Annotated in this window: 19 protein-coding genes and 1 tRNA gene; 15 read left to right on the forward strand and 5 right to left on the reverse strand. The window is 31.8% G+C overall.

All coding sequences use genetic code 11. The features are described from left to right. The first annotated feature begins 11 nt into the window (after positions 1–11). The 3 genes from RZ74_RS02790 to RZ74_RS02800 are packed head-to-tail and all read left to right on the forward strand — an operon-like array spanning position 12 to position 3,523. Entirely contained in the window at positions 12–1,550 is a 1,539-nt protein-coding gene (locus tag RZ74_RS02790) for a UDP-N-acetylmuramoyl-L-alanyl-D-glutamate--2,6-diaminopimelate ligase (RefSeq protein WP_053949940.1), read from the forward strand. Next, positions 1,543–2,793, forward strand: coding sequence for a carboxylate--amine ligase (locus tag RZ74_RS02795; RefSeq protein ID WP_053949941.1), 1,251 nt, complete (start codon positions 1,543–1,545; stop codon positions 2,791–2,793). Before RZ74_RS02790 ends, RZ74_RS02795 begins: the two co-directional genes overlap by 8 nt. A 10-nt stretch (positions 2,794–2,803) precedes the next feature. After that, positions 2,804–3,523 (forward strand): amino acid racemase, encoded by a 720-nt coding sequence (locus RZ74_RS02800; RefSeq protein ID WP_053950647.1) that lies wholly within the window; start codon positions 2,804–2,806, stop codon positions 3,521–3,523. 14 nt (positions 3,524–3,537) lie between these two features. Here RZ74_RS02800 and RZ74_RS02805 read toward each other — a convergent pair whose 3' ends face one another. Next, the gene (locus tag RZ74_RS02805; protein ID WP_053949942.1) at positions 3,538–3,876 is read right to left on the reverse strand and encodes a DUF1516 family protein; all 339 of its coding nucleotides are present in this window, start codon (positions 3,874–3,876) and stop codon (positions 3,538–3,540) included. A gap of 221 nt (positions 3,877–4,097) precedes the next feature. Here RZ74_RS02805 and RZ74_RS02810 point away from each other — a divergent pair, with 221 nt between their 5' ends. The 6 genes from RZ74_RS02810 (at position 4,098) to RZ74_RS02835 (ending at position 12,301) form a co-directional block, all read left to right on the forward strand. Beyond that, on the forward strand, positions 4,098–4,322 hold the full coding sequence (locus RZ74_RS02810) for a hypothetical protein (protein WP_053949943.1): 225 nt from the start codon (positions 4,098–4,100) through the stop codon (positions 4,320–4,322). Between the two features lie 48 nt (positions 4,323–4,370). Next, positions 4,371–4,441 (forward strand) — tRNA-Gly (locus tag RZ74_RS02815). Between the two features lie 234 nt (positions 4,442–4,675). Continuing rightward, complete coding sequence (gene argS, locus RZ74_RS02820) at positions 4,676–6,367, forward strand: arginine--tRNA ligase (RefSeq protein WP_053949944.1); 1,692 nt, start codon at positions 4,676–4,678, stop codon at positions 6,365–6,367. A 112-nt stretch (positions 6,368–6,479) separates the two neighbouring features. Further along, positions 6,480–8,573 (forward strand): transglycosylase domain-containing protein, encoded by a 2,094-nt coding sequence (locus RZ74_RS02825; RefSeq protein ID WP_083437150.1) that lies wholly within the window; start codon positions 6,480–6,482, stop codon positions 8,571–8,573. 76 nt (positions 8,574–8,649) lie between these two features. After that, positions 8,650–9,837 carry a metallophosphoesterase family protein gene (locus RZ74_RS02830; protein ID WP_053949945.1) on the forward strand — a complete coding sequence of 396 codons (1,188 nt, stop codon included), beginning with the start codon at positions 8,650–8,652 and terminating at the stop codon, positions 9,835–9,837. Next, positions 9,827–12,301 carry an ATP-binding protein gene (locus tag RZ74_RS02835; RefSeq protein ID WP_053949946.1) on the forward strand — a complete coding sequence of 825 codons (2,475 nt, stop codon included), beginning with the start codon at positions 9,827–9,829 and terminating at the stop codon, positions 12,299–12,301. The genes RZ74_RS02830 and RZ74_RS02835 overlap by 11 nt, the downstream gene beginning before the upstream one ends. An 84-nt stretch (positions 12,302–12,385) precedes the next feature. Here RZ74_RS02835 and RZ74_RS02840 read toward each other — a convergent pair whose 3' ends face one another. The 3 genes from RZ74_RS02840 to RZ74_RS02850 all read right to left on the reverse strand — a co-directional run bounded on the left by RZ74_RS02840 (position 12,386) and on the right by RZ74_RS02850 (position 14,127). Beyond that, positions 12,386–13,276 carry a peptidylprolyl isomerase gene (locus RZ74_RS02840; protein WP_053949947.1) on the reverse strand — a complete coding sequence of 297 codons (891 nt, stop codon included), beginning with the start codon at positions 13,274–13,276 and terminating at the stop codon, positions 12,386–12,388. A gap of 108 nt (positions 13,277–13,384) precedes the next feature. Then, complete coding sequence (locus tag RZ74_RS02845) at positions 13,385–13,696, reverse strand: hypothetical protein (RefSeq protein ID WP_053949948.1); 312 nt, start codon at positions 13,694–13,696, stop codon at positions 13,385–13,387. A gap of 2 nt (positions 13,697–13,698) precedes the next feature. Continuing rightward, positions 13,699–14,127, reverse strand: a complete 429-nt coding sequence (locus RZ74_RS02850; protein ID WP_053949949.1) for an HIT family protein — start codon at positions 14,125–14,127, stop codon at positions 13,699–13,701. Positions 14,128–14,238: 111 nt separating this feature from the next. Between RZ74_RS02850 and RZ74_RS02855 the strand changes: the two genes are divergently transcribed. The 3 genes from RZ74_RS02855 (at position 14,239) to trmB (ending at position 16,945) form a co-directional block, all read left to right on the forward strand. After that, a complete protein-coding gene (locus RZ74_RS02855) occupies positions 14,239–14,979 on the forward strand; it encodes an ABC transporter ATP-binding protein (RefSeq protein ID WP_053949950.1) in 741 nt (246 codons plus the stop codon). Next, the gene (locus RZ74_RS02860) at positions 14,972–16,177 is read left to right on the forward strand and encodes an ABC transporter permease (RefSeq protein ID WP_053949951.1); all 1,206 of its coding nucleotides are present in this window, start codon (positions 14,972–14,974) and stop codon (positions 16,175–16,177) included. The genes RZ74_RS02855 and RZ74_RS02860 overlap by 8 nt, the downstream gene beginning before the upstream one ends. 117 nt (positions 16,178–16,294) lie before the next feature. Next, a complete protein-coding gene (gene trmB / locus RZ74_RS02865; protein WP_053949952.1) occupies positions 16,295–16,945 on the forward strand; it encodes a tRNA (guanosine(46)-N7)-methyltransferase TrmB in 651 nt (216 codons plus the stop codon). A gap of 1 nt (position 16,946) precedes the next feature. Here trmB and RZ74_RS02870 read toward each other — a convergent pair whose 3' ends face one another. Further along, on the reverse strand, positions 16,947–17,261 hold the full coding sequence (locus RZ74_RS02870) for a hypothetical protein (RefSeq protein WP_148562071.1): 315 nt from the start codon (positions 17,259–17,261) through the stop codon (positions 16,947–16,949). Between the two features lie 110 nt (positions 17,262–17,371). On the opposite strand from RZ74_RS02870, the gene RZ74_RS02875 reads away from it, so the two are divergent. The 3 genes from RZ74_RS02875 to RZ74_RS02885 are packed head-to-tail and all read left to right on the forward strand — an operon-like array spanning position 17,372 to position 20,804. Then, positions 17,372–17,689: a thioredoxin family protein gene (locus RZ74_RS02875; protein ID WP_053949954.1), complete on the forward strand. Its 318-nt coding sequence runs from the start codon at positions 17,372–17,374 to the stop codon at positions 17,687–17,689. Between the two features lie 24 nt (positions 17,690–17,713). Further along, entirely contained in the window at positions 17,714–18,358 is a 645-nt protein-coding gene (gene ytpR / locus RZ74_RS02880; RefSeq protein ID WP_053949955.1) for a YtpR family tRNA-binding protein, read from the forward strand. A gap of 52 nt (positions 18,359–18,410) precedes the next feature. Then, on the forward strand, positions 18,411–20,804 hold the full coding sequence (locus RZ74_RS02885; protein ID WP_053949956.1) for a DNA translocase FtsK: 2,394 nt from the start codon (positions 18,411–18,413) through the stop codon (positions 20,802–20,804). Positions 20,805–20,822 lie beyond the last annotated feature (18 nt).

Below are 20,822 nucleotides of genomic sequence, written 5' to 3' on the forward strand. Positions count from 1 at the left end.
AAGTTAAAATAATGAATCTTGGAATTGATGAAATTAAAACAATACTATCTGAACATGGATTATTAGAAAGTGTTACGGTAGGAAATAATACTTCATTTAATGAAGTGACTTACGATTCCAGAAATGTTAAGTCTAATACGCTATTCTTTTGCAAAGGTAACTTTAAACCAGAGTATTTAGCAATGGCGAAAAAGTCTGGTGCAACTGGATATATAGCTGAACAAAGCTATAGTGAAGGCGATGGATTAACAGAAATTATTGTAAATAACGTACAAAAGGCAATGTCTCTAGTAGGCGCTGCCTTTTACTGCTATCCTCAGAATAATCTATTTACAATTGCTTATACTGGAACTAAGGGAAAAACAACATCTTCTTACTTTGCTAAAAGTATTTTAGATAAACATAATGACAATAAAACAGCTTTAATTTCAACAATTGATACTGTTGTTGGGAATGAACCATCACAACGTTTTAAATCACACTTAACAACTCCTGAATCACTAGACTTATTTAAGTACATGAGAATGGCAGTTGATAACGGGATGGAAAGTGTTGTTATGGAAGTGTCTTCTCAAGCTTACAAAAAGCTAAGAGTATATGGCCTTCATTTTGATGTAGGAATATTTTTAAATATTTCTCCAGACCATATTGGACCTAACGAACATCCCAACTTCGAAGATTACTTACACTGCAAGGAACAATTAATGGTTAATTCTACTTACTGCATAATTGATGCGGATACAGATTATTTAACTGATGTTTATGAAGCAACGAAAGCAACTACTGATCCTGATAAGATTTATCTATTCAGTCGTAAAGGTGCTAATGTCAATCAATATCAAATGGATTTTGTCTTTAATAGTATTTCTGACACTGTTGATAAAAATGAAATTCAATTAGATAGTGTGACTGACAAAGCAACTAATTTAAATATGGATGGTAAATACTTCATAAATGTTGTTGGTGATTACAATGAAGCTAATGCAGTTTCTGCTATTATCGCAACTGCACTTGATGAAGCTACAAGCCAAGATGCTAAAGCAGGTTTAAGTGAAGTAGTTGTTCCGGGTAGAATGGAATCATATTCAGCAGATGAACATGGAATGGTCTACGTTGACTATGCACATAATTATGCAAGTATGCATGCATTGTTGAGTTTTTTAAAAACAAATAACAAAAACGGAAAAGTGATTGTTGTTGTTGGAAGTCCTGGAAATAAAGGAATTGATCGTCGAGAAGGTTTTGGAAAAGCATTATCTGAAAATGCTGATATTGCATTTCTTACTACCGATGACCCAGCTTTTGAAGACCCTAAGGACATTATTAATGAAATTTACTCACATATTGATCATGAAAAAGTTAAAGTTGAAATTGAATTGGATCGTAAGGAAGCAATCAAAAAAGCTATTTACGCTGGAGATAAAAATGCTATCATAGTAGTTGCGGGTAAAGGGCGAGATTCTTACCAAAAAATCAACGGAGTAGATACACCATACGAAACAGATCCCGTTGTAGTTCAAAATGTTTTGAAAGGGATAAAACATGAATAATTCAAAATTAGACTTTACAGTCGTTTTATTAGGTAGTGATTTTAATGCCTATGGAATGGCTCGTTCATTATACGAAAAATATCAACAACCAGTAAAAGCTTATGCTGAAAGAAGCTTAGCTCCAACCAGATTTACAAAAATTATCGATTTAACACTAATTGATGGATTTAGTGAAGATCCTGTGTGGATCCAATCTATGTTAGAGCTAAAGAAAGAATATGCCACACATAGTGAACCGGTTATTTTGATTGGATGTGGGGATGGATATGCGGAATTAATTTCTAAGCATAAGGATGAATTAGAAGACGTATTTGTTTGTCCATATGTTGATTATGATTTAATTAAGCAATTAAACAGTAAAGAAAACTTTTACAAGTTATGTGAAAAGTTTGACCTACCATACCCAAAAACAAAGATTATTAGTAAAGCAGATTTCAAATCTAACGATACAATTGAACAACCATTTGGATACCCAGTGGCATTAAAGCCTACTAACAGTGTTGAATGGTTAGATGTTCATTTTGAAGGTAGAAAAAAAGCATTTATTATTGAAAGTGAAGATGAATTCAATGATATTGTGAAGAAAGTCTATACTAATGGATATACATCAGATTTAATTCTGCAAGACTACATTCCAGGTGACGACAGTAACATGCGTACTTTGAATGCATATGTTGATAAAAATCATAAAGTTAAGATGATGTGTTTGGGTCATCCTTTGTTGGAAGATCCAACTCCTTCAAATATTGGTAACTATGTAGCTATTTTGCCAGAATATAATGAAAAACTATATTCTATGGTGCAAAGTTTCTTAGAAAATATCAATTATGTTGGTTATGCTAATTTCGACATGAAGTATGACACAAGAGATAATACCTTTAAGCTATTTGAAATTAACTTAAGACAAGGAAGAAGTAGTTTCTTTGTCAGCTTAAATGGATATAACTTATCTGATTGGGTAGTACAAGATTACGCATATGATAGTCTTGAAAATCAAGACGTAGTTTATGCAAATCAAGATAAAAGCAAACGATACTTATGGTTAGGTCTTGGTAAAAACGTATTCAAAAAGTACGCAAAGTCTAATGCTGATAAAGACTTTGCTTTGGAACTAATTAAAAAAGGTCAATACGGAACTACTTTCTGGTATGACAAAGATAAGAGTTTCAAACGTTGGCTATTAGATGTTTGGATTAAGCATAATTATGCTAAGAATTTCAAACGATACTTTAGCGAAAAATAAGGATGATAAGATGAGACACTTTTTCTCTATTATTGGTGGAATGGGAACGGAAGCAACTGAAAGTTATATTCATTTATTGAACGAAAGAACTCCCGCTTCTAATGACCAAGAATATTTAAATTATATTTTAGTTAATCATGCAACAGTTCCTGATAGAACTGATTACATTTTAGATAACAGTAAACCCAGTCCGTTAATTCCTTTAATGGATGATATTAAACAACAGTCACAATTGAATCCTGATTTTTTTGTGATTCCTTGTAATACTGCGCATTTTTTCTTTGAAGAGTTGCAAAATGCAACTAACGTGCCAATCTTGCATATGCCAAAGGAAGCAGTGAAAGAAATAAAAATTAAATATCCTAATGCTAAAAGGATTGGATTAATCGCAACCAATGGAACCATTTTTGACGGTATTTATGATCATGAAGTACAAGAAGCTGGATACGAAATTGTTAAACCAACTGAACATATTCAAGAAGAAACGATGGAATTGATTTATAAATATGTAAAAGAAAAAAATGAGGTTAATGCTGATTTATATCATCACATTTTAGATGAGATGCAAAATGAATTAGACAGTGACGTTGTTATTCTTGGTTGTACAGAATTATCTGTAGCAGAAGAAAGGGCATATAATCATGACTTTAAAGTCATTGATGCCCAATCAGTACTGGTTGATCGTTCAATTGAAAGAGCGTTAGAAAATAGAAAAAAAGCCATCGATTAAATTCGATGACTTTTTTATTTTATATTGATGTTAGTGATGCATATTAATGCTACAACGTTTGTTATTAGCATTAGTATATTGAAGCTATATAAGTTATTTCGTTGTTTATTACTATAGTTTAATTCTGTTAATCCACCCAGAACGATTGATAATCCATCTGTTATTAGACTTGATATTAAATGAGTATCAACAGTTCTAAATGTGATAACTATTTGGGTAACAATCACTACTATATATGATAAACGACTAGCGATTAACCATTGAATCACACGTTTAGCTGAATATCTAGTTAAACCAATTGTGGTAACAACAATGTATATAAATAGCATTGCAATAGTTAAAGAAGCCCACATAATACCGCCTCCCGAAATCAATTTTATCACAAACATATTATTAACATTACTAATATTTTCTTTTTATAATTTCTTTTTAAAATGACGTCATAAACAGCCTTTTAAAGAGATTTTCATGAGAATAATTAATAATGAATGATAAATATAAAAAATATCTTGATATTAATAACACCATTTGATATTATCAATATCGCGTTATTTTTTATTAAGGAGGCAAAAGGATGGCTGAACCAAAAGAATTTGAAGTTGGCGACCACGTTTCTGCACCTAGATTTGGTTATTTAAAACATGACTTTGCTGGAACCGTAGAAAAGGTTTATGAAAACTCTGTAATGGTATTTATCGATGAACACCATGAAGAAGACGGCATTGTTGTTAATGAATATAATAAGCGTGCAATTGTTAGCAAGAAAGCTGCTAAGCCAGCTAAGAAAAAAACGGCTTAACATTTATTACCAAAACTTAAATCGTGTGATATAATATTGTTTGTATCTGCGGGTATAGTTTAGTGGTAAAATATGAGCTTCCCAAGCTTAAGTCGCGGGTCCGATTCCCGTTACCCGCTTACTAACAGATACAATTCAATGATAAAAGACTAGTAAAAATATTCCATTTTAAGCGACATTGGGGCGGTGTAAGCCAATGACTAGGGTATTTTGAATCGCACTTTTTAGAATTAATAAGAATTAAATACTAAAGCGGATATTTTATATCAAATAGAGTGGTACCGCGGGTTATTCCGTCTCTTACAATTAATTGGATTGTAAGGGATTTTTTTATATTTTGGAGGTTTTGGATAATGGATAACAAAGATTTAGTTGCTAGTGCGTTAAGCAATGCACTGGATAATGAACTTTCAGTAGAAGATATTCTACCTAAAATTGAAAGACCAAAGGATTCAAAAATGGGAGATTTAGCATTTCCTACTTTTATTTTAGCTAAACAATTTAGAAAAGCTCCTCAACAAATTGCTAGTGATATTGTTGAAAAAATTAATCAAGATGAATTCGATCATGTTGAAGCTGCAGGTCCATATGTTAACTTCTTCTTAAACAAGTCTAATTTCAGTTCAGATGTTTTATCAGCTGTTCTAGAACAAAAAGAAAATTATGGACAAAATGAAGACGGTAAAGGTGGAAATGTTACCATCGATATGTCTTCACCAAATATCGCTAAACCAATTTCTATGGGTCATTTAAGATCTACAGTTATTGGTAATTCAGTTGCTGAAATTTTACGTAAAAATGGTTACAATCCAATTAAGGATAACCATTTAGGTGACTGGGGTACTCAATTTGGTAAGTTAATTACTGCTTACCTAATGTGGGGAAATGAAGAAGATGTTAAGAAAGACCCAATCAATAATCTAGTTAAGTACTACGTTAAGTTCCATAAGATTGATAAAGAACAACCTGAATTAGATGACGTTGCCAGAGATTGGTTTAGAAAACTTGAAAATGGTGATGAACAAGCCACTGCTTTATGGAAATGGTTTAGAGAAGTTTCACTTGAAGCGTTTGGTGAAATTTACGACAAACTAGGTATTACTTTTGATACTTACAATGGTGAAGCTTTCTACAATGATAAACTTCAAGATGTTGTTGATTCTCTACAAGAAAAGGGATTATTAAGTAAGTCACAAGGAGCAACTATTGTTGATCTTGAAAAATACGATTTAAACCCTGCCTTAATTCTTAAGAGTGATGGTGCATCACTATACATTACTAGAGATATTGCGACTGCAATTTACCGTGATCAAACATACCATCCTGCAATGAACTTATATGTTGTTGGTTCTGAACAAACTTATTACTTCAAACAACTTAAGGCTGTATTAATGGAAATGGGTATTCCTTCTGCTAAGAATTTACACCATATTCCATTCGGTTTAATCACTGTTGATGGTAAGAAGTTATCAACTCGTTCAGGAAGAATTATCTTACTTGATGAAGTTTTAAATGAATCAATTGATATCGCTAAGAAGCAAATTGCAGAAAAGAATCCTGATTTACCAAACAAGGATGAAGTTGCTAAAGAAGTTGGGGTTGGAGCAATTGTTTTCGGTGATTTGAAGAACGAAAAGATTAACAATATCGATTTCAACCTAGAGGATCAATTAAGATTTGAAGGTGAAACAGGACCTTACGTTCAATATGCTAGAGCTCGTGCTGAAAGTATTTTACGTAAAGCCGGAGATGTTGATTTAGAAAATGCTGACAAGACATTAAACGATGCTGAATCATGGAATGTAATCAAGTTACTAAATGATTTCCCAGCAAGAGTTAAGATGGCTTGTGATGAATTTGAACCTTCAGTAATTGCAAAATACTCATTAAGATTGGCTAAAGCCTTTAATAAGTACTATGCTCATACTAAGATTTTACAAGATGATGAAGAACGTGATGCAAGACTTGCATTGGTTAAGTCAGTTTCAATTGTTCTAAAAGAATCATTAAGATTACTTGGTGTTAAAGCACCAGACGAAATGTAATAAACAAACAGATTTAACATTTAGTTAAATCTGTTTTTTATTTAAGCTTTTAAACTGATTTTGGGTTAAAATAGTAGTAATATCATCATCGGTGAAGGAGTAATAAAACTAGATGAAAATTGACAGAAATAAAAGTGCCCTAAAACTTTTATGGCACCGTTACCAATTGACTAGATGGATAATTGTCGCTGTATTAACGCTTATTTTTGTTATCAGTGCGTACTGTACATTTATTGCTAAAACAACACATGTCCAAAATCTACAATCATCATTGGAACAATCAACAGTTATATATGATTCTAAAAATCAAAAAGCTGGTAAAATTTATTCCCAAAAAGGAACTTATGTTGGGTATAAAGATATATCAACTAATATTCCTAATGCAATTTTATCTACTGAAGATCGTAACTTCTATAATGAACACGGATTCTCTGTGAAGGGATTCGGTAGAGCGATTTTATTAATGATCAAAAATAAAATTTTGCATCGAGAATATATTAGTGGTGGTGGAAGTACCTTAACCCAACAACTAGTTAAAAATGCATATTTAACTCAACAACAAACCTTTAGTCGAAAGCTAAAAGAGCTATTTTTATCAATTCAGGTTGAAAATGTATATACTAAACAACAAATTTTAACTATGTACATGAATAACTCTTATTTTGGAAACGGTGTTTACGGTGTTGAAGATGCGTCTAGAAGATATTTCGGTATGAACGCTAAAGATTTACCAGTGCAAGATGCCGCAGTAATCGCTGGAATGCTAACTAATCCAAGTGCTTATAATCCAGTTGACCATCCTAAGCTTGCATTAAAACGTAGAAACGTTGTGCTACAACTAATGGTTGAAAATAATAAGTTAAGTCAATCTGAAGCCAATAGATTGAAAAAGACACCAATCGTTGTAAAAAACACTTATCAATATAAAGATGGGTACAAGTATCCATATTATTTTGATGCAGTAATTGACGAGGCTATTAACAAATACGGACTATCTGAATCAGATATTATGAACCGTGGCTATAAGATTTATACAACATTAAATCAAAGCCAACAAAATAGTCTTCAAGATGACTTCAAAAATGATAGCATGTTTCCTAGCAATGCAGCTGATGGAACAAAGGTGCAAGCTGCATCTATTGCGCTAGATCCTACAACTGGTGGAGTAACAGCCGTTGTTGGTGGACGTGGTCAACACGTATTTAGAGGATATAATCGCGCTACTCAAATCAAGCGTCAACCAGGTTCTACAATTAAACCGTTAGCAGTTTATGTGCCTGCTTTGGAAAATGGATATAGTTATAATGATATCTTACAAAATAAAAAGATATCTTATGGATCAAACAAATACACACCGCAAAATTATAACAATGTATATACAGGAACCGTTCCAATGTATACAGCATTAGCACAAAGTATGAATGCACCTGCTGTTTGGCTATTGCATAAGATTGGTGTTGATAAAGGATATCAATCAGTTAAGTCATTCGGATTACCTGTTCAAAAGAAAGATAAGAACCTTGCATTGGCTTTAGGTGGTTTATCTAGTGGGGTATCTCCTCAACAAATGGCTGGAGCATACACCGCGTTTGCTAATGAAGGAAACATGACAACTCCGCATTATATTAGAAAAATCGTCGATTCTTCAGGAAAAGTGATTGTTGATAACGACACCACAACTTCTAAGAATGTGATGTCTAAGAAAGTTGCCGATGAGATGACTAGTATGATGCTAGGTGTCTTTGATAATGGTACTGGGGTATCTGCTAAGCCTAGTGGATATCAAGTTGCCGGAAAGACAGGAAGTACCGAAGCCGATAATACAGGTGATTCCGATGCAACTAGAGATAAATGGATTATCGGATATACTCCTAAAGTAGTTGTTGCAACATGGGAAGGATTTGATAATACTAATGCAGGTCACCATTTAGAGAACTTAAGTGGAACCGGTGTTGGTCCTTTATTTAAGGCCGAAATGCAACAAATATTACCAACTACAGGTAATAATAGTTTTTCAGTTAAAGATGCTTCTTATTTGGATTCACATCAAGGACAAGGATCTTCTAGTTCAAGCGCTTCTGATTTTTGGAATGATGTAAAAAATGGTGCTAATGAGGTATCAAAAGACCTAGGTAAAGGTATTGATAACTTAAAGAAGAATGCGAATAATTGGTGGAATCAAGCTAAAAAATATGTTGGTAAGTAAATTGACCAATTAATATAAAACGTCGTATCATAGTTGTATGTGATACGACGTTTTTTACAAAAAGGGGTAGTTATTAGTGAAATTTATTCATGCTGCAGATTTACATTTAGAGAGTCCTTTTCTAGGATTGAAAAACGATGAAACACCCAAAGAACTTTGGGATGAAATATATAATTCAACTTTTATATCATTTCAAACGATTGTAAATGACGCTATTAATGAACAAGTTGACTTTATTTTATTAGCGGGAGATTTATTTGATCGTGATAATCAAACCCCAAAAACATACGATTTTTTCCAAAGAGAAATGGAAAAGCTTAACGAAAATAATATTGATGTGTACATGATTTTTGGTAACCATGACTATTTTGACTTAAATAAAGATGTGATTGGTTTTCCTAAAAATGTTCATGTTTTTTCTAATGATGTTGAAACCAAAACTTTGACTGTTAATGGCAAAAAAATAGCGATTACAGGCTTTAGCTATGCCAGTAAATGGATAAATGATAAAAAAATAGATGAATATCCAGTTAAAGGTAATGTTGATATTCATATAGGGATGTTACATGGTGGATTAGAACAGACTGGTGATCATTATGCGCCATTTAGTGTTAATGACCTGACATCTAAAAATTATGACTATTGGGCATTAGGTCATATTCATAAAAGACAAGAGCTTAATCAAAATCCACCAATCCTATACTCAGGTAATATACAAGGAAGACATAAAAATGAACTAGGGGATAAAGGGTATCTATTAGTAACAGATAATCTAAATAAGTTAGACGTTGAATTTAGACCAACTTCAGTTATTGACTGGAGTGATTTAAAGATGAACATTACTTTTAGCGATGTTGAATCAACATTAAACCAAGTTTTGGACGAACTAAAACAACAAAACTTTACTAAAATGCAACTTATTAATCTTGAATTATCTTTGAATGAAGCGCTATCTGATAGTAAGCAACAAGACTTTGTATATCGTTTAAATAATGCATTACGAAATGAATATAGACAATTGAATGCATGGATTTATGAGGTTAAGTTTAAATTAAATAGTGGAGTTAAATTGTCTTCAATTGATCAAGAAATATGGGATGAAGCTGAAGATAATGTGTTCTTAGAAGATAAAATTAATGATATAGCTAAAACTTTGAGAAAATATGACTTTATTGCAGATCATATTGATGAAAGTAGCGATGATTTAAAATCTTTAGCTAAGATGAAACTGATAAGCGGAAGGGAAGATATTAATGAAGATTAATAAAGTTGATGTCCTAGGATACGGGAAATGGCATGATATTTCTTTTGATTTTAATCAGTCTAATCTACAAGTTATATTTGGGAACAATGAAGCGGGAAAAACAACCTTATTAAGTTTAATTGAAGGAATATTGTTTGGTTTTGTAGACGGGAGAACTGGTTCTTACGAACAATATAAACCACGAGAAACAAAAGCATATGGTGGTAAATTAACAATCACCACTGAAGATAATCGTCATTTTATTATTACCCGATTAGACGGGAAAAATGGTGGGGATGTTTCAATATATGATGTTGATAATGATATTGAAACAGCTCCTGATATATTAGATAAGCTTTTAGGACCAATTGATCGTAGTACATTTGAACAATTATTTTACTTTGGTGATTTAGATATTAAGTCAATTTCCAAATTAAGTAAGGACGAATTAGTAAATAGAATCCAAAGAGTTGGATTTGTTGGTAGTGATCAATGGCTGGAGCTTAGAGATAAAATTGAGAAGACATCTAAAGAATTGTACGCTCCAACGGGTAGAAAGCCTGAACTAAACCAAAAACTAAAAGAGTATGATGCTTTAGTTGAGAAAGTGCAATTAAGTAAAGGTAACCTAGACAAGTACAATCAATTAATTGAAGAAAAAAATCTAATCAGTAATAAAATTGATCAACAAAAAGCAGAACTACAAAAGACCGATAAAGAGTTAAATAACTTAATGCATTTAAGACAAGTATGGCCTGTATATTCTAAATTATCTCAAATAAACACCTCTAATGAACCAATTAGGAATGGATTTGATGAAGAAGATGTATCTAAGTTAAAAGAGCTAGAAAACGCATTATTTTTATCCTCAGAACAAATAAAAAACATTGACGAATCAATTAAAAGGTTGACTGTAAAAAAAGAAAATAATAGTGAACTTGAGATATACAATTGTAACCGTAACCAAATTGATCAATTGAGTCAGTCATTTTCTAAAGTAAACGAAATGATTAATGACTTAAAAATTAAAAAATCAATGATTGATGAAATTAATCATCAAAATGAACAAAAAAGCGTTGTTAGTGAAGATGAATTAAGCAGGGTTCAAAATCAGTTAGATGAGTTTAATGGTTCAAATAGCAAAAAAGATAATTCTAGTTTGATGACATTCTTACCATGGATCTTAGTAGGGGTATTAGCTGTTATCGCCTTGATAATACCAATGACTTTCTCAAGATTGATTGGTGGACTGCTAGTAGTTATTTTAGGATTGGCAGGGTTCATGAAGAGCAAATCTAAAAATAACAATGATTTAAGTGTTTTAGAATCGCAACTTAGTGATTATGCAACCAGAAATGGAATTACATTGAATGATTTACAGGGATGGATAAATGAGCAAAGATACTTCATTAATCATCCGAATAATAATCAAGTAATTCAATATGAAAATGATTACGAGAATATATCTAAAGATTTATCGGATTACTTTAAACATTGGAAAGAATATTTGACTGATTTAAATGCCGAAGATCAATTTACTTTTCAACTAGATAAAGTTAGAACGTTTGTAAGTAAAATGAACGAGGAAAATAGTGTTAATATTCGTAATAATGAACAAATGAATGAACAATTAACGCAAAAATCTCAATTAGTTGATAAACAAACTAGTATCAAGAATTCAATAAATGAATTTCTTCGCTCTCGTAATGTAGACAATCTTGATTCGTTTAAGGAAGCTGCTGAGAAGCAAAAACAACTTAAACTGAATAAAGAACAAAGAGATAGTATTAAAGATCAAATTACAGATGCTGATATAGCATTATTAAAACAATACAAAGATAATTCTGAGCTTGATGATAAGATTGATAAATTTAAAAATAACAGTGATGTTTTGAAAAACGAAATTTTATCTCAATCACAATCATTTGAAACTGTTAACTTTAATATTAAGAAGTATATATCAGACGGGACATACAGTGAGTTAATCCAACAACAAAGTAATTTAGAATCTGAAATTAATGATCTAACTGATGAATGGTTATCAATGAAGTTAGCAGATGAATGGATTGATGAATCGTTAAATATTGCTACTGCTGATAGAATTCCATCCTTTGAAAAGAAAGCAGCGGAATTCTTTACGCTTTTAACTGATAATAAATATGTTGGAATTAAGTACTTGAAAAAGAACATAAAGGTAACTAGAAATGATAAAGAGCAATTTGCTGCTGGTGAGCTTTCTCGTGGAACAGTTGAACAGCTTTACTTATCAATGATTTTAGCTTTATCTGTTGTTTTTGGAAGAGACTATCATATTCCGATGATTATTGATGATGGTTTAACTGAGTTCGACTTTGAACGAACTCAAAATGCTATTAATCTGCTAAAGAATATTAGTGATAGTATTCAAGTGATTTATGTAACGTGTGATAATAGAATTCAAGAATACGTAGATGAAGAATATATTCTAAATTTAAACAATCGCTAAAATTAAAGGACCTCAATTATTGAGGTCCTTTTTGATTGCAATAAAAAAGGCGTGGAATAAAATATCCACGTCTTTTATTATTAATTATTTTTTGCTTGATGATGAACTGTCAGTTAAGTATGAAGATAAGATGTTTTGTAGGTCTTTATCTTTAATTTCAACTCCACCATTCTTAAGAACTTTTGATACAACGTTCTTTAGAGTAGTGCTGTCGTTCAACTTAGAAGTAGCAATTTGATCCTTTAAGTCATTGATGTGGTCAGTGTATGAACCTTTCTTAGGGTGGTTAACCATTTGAATAACTTGGTATCCGTATTGAGTCTTAACAGGGGTCTTAGTGTATTCACCGTTTGATAACTTGTAAGCAGCTTTTCTAAATGCTGAATCAATGCTTGTATCAGTGTTATCAAATGCAGCTACACGGCCACCTTTGTTCTTGTTTGAAGTATCAGTTGAGTATTTCTTAGCTAAATCTGAGAACTTCTTACCATCTTTAAGTTCTGAAATAACTTTTTCAGCAGTCTTCTTGTCAGAAACTAGAATTTCGTTAACAGTAACTTTAGGTTGGTATGATTTGAATTGCTTCTTTAGAGCAGCAGTAGAGTAGCTAATGTTTGCTTTAACAGCAGCTTTTAGAAGTAAGTTAGATTTTAGTTGGTTCTTGAAACTTGAAGTAGTTAAACCTTGTTGTTCAAGTAAAGTTTCAAATTCTGAACCATATTGAGCTTTGTATTGGTTGTATTGAGCATTAACTTCTGATTGAGACACTTTATCTCCATATTCTTTGTTCAATACTTTGTCCAGAATCATTTGTTGAAGGACTTGCTTACCGTTTGAAGTGTTCTTCATACTACTGTAGTATTGACTTTCTGTGATTTTACCACCGTTTGTAACGGCAACAGTTTTATCTCCACAGGCAACAAGTGAAACACTTAATAATGCACCTGCAAGACCAACTAGAACTTTCTTGTTCATAAAATAATACACATCCATTTCTTTTTTATTAAACCATCAAGGTTCGACGGTTATTAAGTTAACACAATTTAAATTCTATCACAAAATTTCTTAAGAAATTTTAAAATTTTATTTAGTCATGTTATTAATTCTTTGATTAATCAAATCTAAATGAGGTTTGATTTTAAATTGATATTCAGAAATATCATGACTCATTGCATCAAGAGTGGGTTTAGATTTACTTAACTCATCTTGCATTTGAGTCAATTTTACTGAAAAATCATTCTTATGATCTAAAACGTTTGAAAAAGCTTGAAGCTTATCTTTGGTTGAATCATAAGTGGCTTTGGCAAATTCACTGGGCCTTCTATCAGATAGATAAAGGTATGCTGCTAATCCAGCAGCAGATAAACCAACTAATTTTAAAGCAGTTTTAATCATGATTATGCCTCCAATGAGTTAATAATCTTGTTTTTAATTTGCTCAAAAGCTTCTTGATTGTACTTTTCTGAGTTGTCTTGAAAAGTCATTGAGAAACCATCTTTATTGCTATATCTTGGAATAAGGTGGAAATGAGAATGGAAAACAGATTGGTATGCTAATTCGCCATTATTATTAACGATGTTCATCCCCAAGATATCAGGAGCAGATTGTTGAATTGCTCTTGCAATCTTTGGAATTCGTGAAAATACTTTTTCAGCAAGTTCTTCATCGTATTCATAAATGTTAGCAACGTGTTTCTTAGGAATAACCAAAGTGTGACCAGGTGTAGCCTGGGAAATATCCAAAAATGCTTTTACATATTCATCTTCATAAATAGTATAGCTAGGAATTTGCCCATCAATTATTTTACAGAATACACAATCATTCATATTATTCTTCCTTTCTTTGATATTGCTGTAATTATATACATAGTAACATAAATTTATCTTAAAAGACTTATGATATAATGTGATTTAAGAAAAAATAGAGAGGTGTTATCCGTGACTTTAGAAGTTAAAGATTTAGTAGGGGGATATTCAAGAATCCCTGTCTTAAAAGAAGTTAACTTTAAGATTAATAATGGTGAGTTAGTCGGATTAATCGGACTAAATGGAGCCGGTAAATCAACTACAATCAACCACATTATCGGATTACTAAAACCATTTTCTGGTGAAATTAAAATTAATGGTATATCAATTGATGATGACGTCAACGAATATAAAAAACAAATTGCATACATCCCTGAAGTCCCAATTTTATACAAAGAATTGACGCTTAAGGAACATATTGAAACAACAATTTCAGCTTATGATTTGGACGAAAAAGAAGCTTGGAATAATGCTAATCGATTATTGAAAATGTTTAGATTAGATAAAAAGCTGGACTGGTTTCCAACAAACTTTTCTAAAGGGATGCGTCAAAAAGTGATGATTTTATGTGCATTTATTACAAATGCTAAATTATTTGTGATTGATGAACCATTTTTAGGATTAGATCCAGTTGCTGTAAATGATTTATTGAATTTAATTGAAGAACAAAAGAAAAAAGGAAGCAGTATCTTAATGTCTACTCATGTATTAGATACAGCCGAAAGATTTTGTGATGAATTTGTTCTAATTCATAATGGGGAAGTTAGAACACAAGGAAATATTGAAAAATTACAAAAAGAATTTGGTATGGATGACAGCTCATTGAACGATATTTATCTTGAATTAGCTGAGGAAGAAAGTAGTCATGAATAATCTATTTAGTCAACGTTTGCAGTCCCATTTCACGCAAATGAGTAAATATTTAAAATATGTATTCAATGATTTTTTTGTAATTGCATTAATGTTTATCATTGGTGGATTAGGCTATCAATATTCACAATTTATTAAAGGACTTACGCCACAATTATGGTGGGAAAAGCCAATTTTGATAGTTGTATTCTTGTTCTCAATAACTTTGATAAAAGTAACTACCTTTGCTAAACAAGCTGACTACATTTTTTGGATGCCTAAAGAAAAAGCATTTTACAATTTCTTCAAGAAAGGGTTAATTTATAGTTCAATTATTGCTGTACTAGTACAAGTAATGATTTGGTTTATAACAATCCCATTCTTTGAAAAGAGCGCTAATACAACTAGTTTATTGGATGTTATTGTGCTTTTAATAACACTGATTTTTCTTAAAATATATGTATTAAATAATCAATTTCTTAATAACTATCATTCATCCAAAAAGAATTATAAAACTCTATATCAAGTGATTGTTCCATTGATAACTTTGATGATCTTTATGTACTTAAACACATTTGTTGGTTTAATAATAGCGGTAATTATGTATGTTCTTAGTCAGTTGAATTTAAGAAAATTAAAAGAACAAAGTATTAATTGGAAAACCGTAATCGCAAATGAAGAAAGTCATGAAAACAGTTTGAATCGATTCTTTAATATGTTTACTGATGTCGATAATATGCAAGGAATCGTTAAGAGAAGAAAAGCACTTGATGGTATTTTTAAGTGGTTTAACAAAGATGTATATAGTCTTCTGTACTCCAGAGGATTAATTCGTGATAAAGAGATCAGTGGATTAGTCTTTAGATTAACAATTTTAGGCGGAGTGCTAATCGCTTTAATTGATAATCAAGTAGTCGGAATCATTGTTTCATTACTATTTGTTTACCTAATAGTATTTCAATTAATTCCATATTTTAATAACTTTAACGACAACGTGTTTATCGCAATATACCCAATTGATGGTGAACAAAGAATTAAATCTTTCATCAATGTGATTGCTAAAATTATGATTATTATAGTTATAATTTTCTTTATCGCATCGATAATATCAACTAACATTATTGATTCAATTGAGCTGTTAGTTTTATTATTAATTGAATATTTTGTGTTAATTAAAATATATGTACCAAATAAAATAAAAAAAGCCCAATCAAATTACTAATACGCTTGACGAAAGCATTGAAAACCCAGTAAAATAAGCTTTAGTAATTATGAACAATTGGCAAAAAATAATTAGTCAAAACTTTGTTTTGGCTATTTTTTATGAGGAGGATAAATCATGAGAGTTAGAAACAAACCTTGGGCTGATGATTTTATCAAAGAAAATGAAAAGTATATCGTTACTGAACCAGAAAATTGGATTGGTAAATGGTCACAACGTTTTGAAAAAGAACAACCAATTCATATTGAAATTGGTACTGGAAAAGGTCAATTTATTGTTGAAATGGCCAAAAGACATCCAGAAGTTAACTTCTTAGGAATTGAAATTCAAAAAACTGTTATCGCGATTGCTCTTAAGAAAGTAGTTGAAGCAGACTTACCAAACTTGCAACTAGTTCATACTGATGGAGCAGGGGTAGATACATTTTTTGGTAAACATGAAATTGATACTGTTTATCTAAACTTCTCTGATCCATGGCCTAAATCTAGACATGCCAAGAGAAGACTTACTTCTCCAACATTTTTAGATAGTTATAAGACTATCCTAAAAGAAGATGCTCCAGTTGTATTTAAGACCGACAACCGTGGATTATTCGAATATTCAGTAGTTACATTTAACAATTACGGTATGTATTTTGATATGTTATCTCTAGATTTACACAATAGTGATTACATGGAAGATAACGTTGAAACTGAATATGAACACAAGTTTAGTAGCAAGGGACCTATTTACAAGATTGTTGCTTACTTTAATAAAAAAGAAGACTAGATTAATAGTCTTCTTGAAGTTCTGAAACCCATTTAAACTTATAGTTTGAACTGATTTCAAAATAGTGATCTTTTATGTTGTTGTTATTATCTAAAACGTTAATCGCTCCGATATAATCGTTTTCATTATTCTTTTTCATAATCCAGCTTCCACATACGTTGTTGGATGCTAATGTATCCTTCGCATGCTTTACTTGTAAATTAATTTTTTTGAGGTGCTGTTCTTCTTTTAATTTTTTTGCAACGTAAATACTTGCACCAACAATCCCAATAGTTAAACTAGACACAATTGCGTTATGCGCTCTAATATATACCACTTCCTTTTTCTTAATGTATATTATATAACACTAAAATTTATAATCAAACTGCATTATAATTTTGTCTAAATACGTTATAATAAAGGAAAATGACAATAGGAGAGATAATTATGGAACAATTACCAACTATGAACTTAGAAGAACTAAAAACAAAATTAAGTGAGGGAAAATACATGTTATTCTTCACTGCTGGCTGGTGCCCAGATTGTGCATTCATTAAGCCTGCAATGCCAGAAATCGAAGCTGAATACCCAGATTACACTTTCATTACTGTAGATCGTGATGAAAATATCGACTTAGCTGCAGATATGGCTATTTTTGGAATTCCTAGCTTTGTTGCTTTTGAAAACGGTGAAGAAATTGGTCGTTTTGTAAACAAGGATAGAAAGACTAAGAAACAAGTTGAAGAATTTATCGATTCTCTATAAAAATAATTTGGAAGGTAAGATTTAATGTTAATTGCAAGTTACAATCCTAAACAAACAGGTGACATCTTGGTCGTTATTTTAGGTGAAGATGCCAAAGAACAAAAAGTTGAATATAAAGATAGCGTGGTTAGAATTTCTGACGAAAACTCTGACCGTGTTACTGGTTTTAACTTTTTATCTGCTTCAGAAACATTACCAAGACTAAAAGATGTTGATGGTAAAGTTGAATTAACTCAAGATGATTTAAATTCATTAAATGAAGTATTAAAAAACAATGGTCTTTCAGATACATTGGAATTAGATGAAGATCCTAAATTTGTTGTTGGGTATGTAAAATCTGTTAAAGAACATCCCAAGTCTGATCATTTGAAAATTACAGAAACTGAAATTGACAATGGCAAAACTTTGCAAATTGTTAGTGGATCACCAAATATGCAAGAAAACATTAAGGTTGTTGTTGCTAAAGTTGGTGCAATGATGCCAGATGGTCTTATTATTTGGCCTGGAGAATTAAAGGGTGAAGAAAGTATCGGTATGATTTGTTCAGGACGTGAATTATTAATCAAGAACGCCCCAAACCGTCCAGGAGCACTTATCTTACCTAATGATTACCAAGAAGTAGGAGAAGCTTTTGATTTTGCTAAATCAGAAACTTTATTTACAAAATAAGAGATAATCTCTCTTGTTATACATAAATTACAAAATTAAGGATGACGTTTGAATGGAACACTATGATGGACCGGCTTTTTACAGAAAATATAATATAAAACATAATGCGATAGAACCAACACATGCTAATAAGTCTGAACAAAGTTCATCCCATCAAACTATAGATACACCCAAAGAATCTAAACATAGCGTTGATGATGAAATATTGACCAGAACAGAAAATCCAATTGCTAAAAGAGCAGCTGCATTTACTCCTACGCATAATAGTTCATCAGCAACAAAAGTACAATTTTATGAAAAATCAAGTTCAAGTAAGTACCAAAAACTAAAAGAGCAATTAACTAGGGATAATGAATCTTTAATGTTGATTACTGATGATTCAACTGATGCAATTAATTTATCCAATCCAACCATTCCAGTTGAGGTTGATTTACAAGAAGATAAGTACGCAGTTGAAGAAGAAGTAAATGAAATTAGCCAATTTAATGACATAAAAGCAGATTCTTATGCAACTCCATACATTGAAAGCATGGCAAAGAAAGATGCAGAAATTAATGTCGCATCAGATATTGATGAATCAGATAATACTAATTTCGAAAGCAAAGCCAACTCTTCTTTTGATGAATTTATTAATAGAAGCACTCATCAAGATGAATCAGATGAAGACTTTAATAACGACATAGTTCAAAACAATAACGATAACATTGAAGAAAATGATGATGATATCAAAGATGATTTGAACAATGATGATGAAGGCGATAGCTTCGCATCTATGAATGATGACGAAGAAGCTGATGATTTATATGATAATCAACAAGCTGATAGTCAAAGCGATGATAGTCTAAGTCAGTCTGTTGCAGCACGTAAACCAATTGAACAACATGGACTAGGTAATTCTTTATCATCAATCTTAAATCAAGAACATAATGTTCAAAAAGATTTATCTATCTTCAATGATCAACCAGATAAAGTTGAAGAAGAAGCTGAATACAGCCATGAAGAAAGTGTATCCGCTGACTATGATGATAGGGGATATCGTTTCCCATCAATGAGCTTATTATCACCCGCTGACACTTTTGAAGATGATAGCATGGATGATTGGATTACATCACAAGCTGAAATCTTAGATGAAACGCTGCAAGCGTTTAATGTTGACGCTAGTGTTGTTGATTGGACTAATGGACCAACTGTTACGCAGTTCCAAATCAAACTACAATTAGGGGTTAAAGTAAGTAAGATTACTAATTTAACAGATGATTTGAAGCTAGCGTTGGCAGCAAAAGATATTAGAATTGAAGCACCAATTCCTGGAAAAACTACGGTTGGTATCGAAATTCCAAATCCTAAGCCAAGACCAGTGAAATTATCTGAGGTAATCAATACACCACAATTCATGAATACCGACAAGCCACTAACAGTTGCGTTAGGTGTTGACTTAACGGGTAAACCACAAATGGCCGATTTAAGTAAGATGCCACATGGATTGATTGCTGGGGCTACAGGTTCAGGTAAGAGTGTGTTCTTAAATAGTTTATTGATTTCATTGCTATATAAGGCTACTCCTGCACAGTTAAAAATGATTTTGATTGATCCAAAAGCAGTAGAAATGGCTCCATATGATAAGTTGCCTCATCTATTATCTCCAGTTATATCAGATCCAAAACAAGCTTCTGCAGCTTTAAAATGGTCTGTTAAAGAGATGGATGAACGTTATGAAAAATTGGCTGCTGCTGGGGCTAGAAACATTGAGCAATTCAATGAAATAGCTGAAAAGTCCGGTGAGTACACTAAAAAGATGCCTTATATCTTAATTGTAATTGATGAGTTGGCTGATTTAATGATGGTCGCATCAAGTGAGGTACAAGACTACATTGTTAGAATTACTCAAAAGGCACGAGCAGCTGGTATTCATTTAATCGTCGCAACCCAAAGACCTAGTGTTGATATTATTACAGGTACAATTAAAAATAATATTCCTACTCGTGTTGCCTTTATGGTTTCAAGTCAAGTTGATTCAAGAACCATCATCGATACAGCAGGAGCTGAAAGACTATTAGGTAAGGGTGATATGTTATATCTTGGAAATGGAGCTAGTCAGTCTTCACGTTTACAAGGTACTTTTGTAACAAACGATGAAATAGAACGAATTACCGACGAAGTTAGAAAACAAGGTCAACCTAAATATGCTTTCCAACCGGAATCATTATTAAAATCAGTTAATCAAGTGGAGCAACAAGATGAATTGATGCCAGATGTTTTGGAATACATTTCTAGTGAGGAAACTGTTTCTACTTCTAAATTACAAAGAGTATTTTCCATTGGTTATAACCGAGCGGCTAGCTTGATTGATGATCTAGAACAGCATAACTACGTATCTGGACAACACGGTTCAAAACCAAGGGATGTTTATTTAACTGAGAGTGATTATCAAAAGTTAAATATTTAGAAAAAAAGAGAACATCTT

It is taken from the genome of Apilactobacillus apinorum (assembly GCF_001281175.1).
In the GTDB taxonomy this organism is placed as follows: Bacteria; Bacillota; Bacilli; order Lactobacillales; family Lactobacillaceae; genus Apilactobacillus; species Apilactobacillus apinorum.

What these genes read in the sequence shown, in the direction of transcription:
- argS (WP_053949944.1), top strand. Translation starts at nt 4,676, where the DNA reads ATGGATAACAAAGATTTAGTTGCTAGTGCGTTAAGCAATGCACTGGAT.
- RZ74_RS02805 (WP_053949942.1), bottom strand. Translation starts at nt 3,876, where the DNA reads ATGTGGGCTTCTTTAACTATTGCAATGCTATTTATATACATTGTTGTT.
- RZ74_RS02825 (WP_083437150.1), top strand. Translation starts at nt 6,480, where the DNA reads ATGAAAATTGACAGAAATAAAAGTGCCCTAAAACTTTTATGGCACCGT.
- ytpR (WP_053949955.1), top strand. Translation starts at nt 17,714, where the DNA reads ATGTTAATTGCAAGTTACAATCCTAAACAAACAGGTGACATCTTGGTC.
- RZ74_RS02840 (WP_053949947.1), bottom strand. Translation starts at nt 13,276, where the DNA reads ATGAACAAGAAAGTTCTAGTTGGTCTTGCAGGTGCATTATTAAGTGTT.
- trmB (WP_053949952.1), top strand. Translation starts at nt 16,295, where the DNA reads ATGAGAGTTAGAAACAAACCTTGGGCTGATGATTTTATCAAAGAAAAT.
- RZ74_RS02845 (WP_053949948.1), bottom strand. Translation starts at nt 13,696, where the DNA reads ATGATTAAAACTGCTTTAAAATTAGTTGGTTTATCTGCTGCTGGATTA.
- RZ74_RS02860 (WP_053949951.1), top strand. Translation starts at nt 14,972, where the DNA reads ATGAATAATCTATTTAGTCAACGTTTGCAGTCCCATTTCACGCAAATG.
- RZ74_RS02795 (WP_053949941.1), top strand. Translation starts at nt 1,543, where the DNA reads ATGAATAATTCAAAATTAGACTTTACAGTCGTTTTATTAGGTAGTGAT.
- RZ74_RS02810 (WP_053949943.1), top strand. Translation starts at nt 4,098, where the DNA reads ATGGCTGAACCAAAAGAATTTGAAGTTGGCGACCACGTTTCTGCACCT.
- RZ74_RS02875 (WP_053949954.1), top strand. Translation starts at nt 17,372, where the DNA reads ATGGAACAATTACCAACTATGAACTTAGAAGAACTAAAAACAAAATTA.
- RZ74_RS02835 (WP_053949946.1), top strand. Translation starts at nt 9,827, where the DNA reads ATGAAGATTAATAAAGTTGATGTCCTAGGATACGGGAAATGGCATGAT.
- RZ74_RS02790 (WP_053949940.1), top strand. Translation starts at nt 12, where the DNA reads ATGAATCTTGGAATTGATGAAATTAAAACAATACTATCTGAACATGGA.
- RZ74_RS02800 (WP_053950647.1), top strand. Translation starts at nt 2,804, where the DNA reads ATGAGACACTTTTTCTCTATTATTGGTGGAATGGGAACGGAAGCAACT.
- RZ74_RS02850 (WP_053949949.1), bottom strand. Translation starts at nt 14,127, where the DNA reads ATGAATGATTGTGTATTCTGTAAAATAATTGATGGGCAAATTCCTAGC.
- RZ74_RS02885 (WP_053949956.1), top strand. Translation starts at nt 18,411, where the DNA reads ATGGAACACTATGATGGACCGGCTTTTTACAGAAAATATAATATAAAA.